1 protein-coding gene is annotated in these 634 nt (G+C 53.8%); it reads left to right on the top strand.

Annotated features, from left to right (window positions below; all coding sequences use genetic code 11):
• The coding region (locus ABZJ92_RS22140) for an IS3 family transposase (RefSeq protein WP_111397410.1) at positions 1 to 634 on the top strand (634 nt) is incomplete at both ends.

Here is a 634-nt window from a genome sequence, read left to right as displayed (position 1 = left end):
GTACGCCTTTATCCGTGACAACTCCTGTTGCTGGCCTGTTCGCCTGCTCTGTCGGGTGCTGGATGTTCATCCCAGTGGTTTTTACGCCTGGCTTCAGCAGCCGCATTCACAACGCCATCAGGCAGACCTGAGACTGACAGGACAGATTAAACAGTTCTGGCTGGAATCGGGATGCGTCTATGGTTATCGCAAAATCCATCTGGATCTGCGTGACAGCGGGCAACAGTGCGGAGTAAACAGAGTCTGGAGACTGATGAAACGTGTCGGAATAAAGGCTCAGGTCGGATACCGAAGCCCGCGGGCACGTAAAGGCGAGGCCAGTATCGTGTCACCCAACAGGCTCCAGCGACAGTTCAATCCGGATGCTCCTGATGAGCGTTGGGTAACGGACATAACCTACATCAGGACCCACGAAGGCTGGCTGTATCTTGCCGTTGTTGTTGATCTGTTCTCACGCAAAATTATCGGCTGGTCCATGCAATCCCGGATGACAAAGGACATTGTCCTGAACGCACTGCTGATGGCTGTATGGCGGCGTAATCCCGAAAAACAGGTGCTGGTTCATTCGGATCAGGGCAGTCAGTACACAAGCCATGAGTGGCAGTCGTTCCTGAAATCACACGGCCTGGAGGGT

This window comes from Shigella sp. FJ200513 (assembly GCF_040495915.1).
In the GTDB taxonomy this organism is placed as follows: domain Bacteria; phylum Pseudomonadota; class Gammaproteobacteria; order Enterobacterales; family Enterobacteriaceae; genus ECMA0423.
The sequence above is the reverse complement of the archived record's forward strand: the minus strand, read 5'-3'. Positions and strand labels throughout refer to the sequence as shown.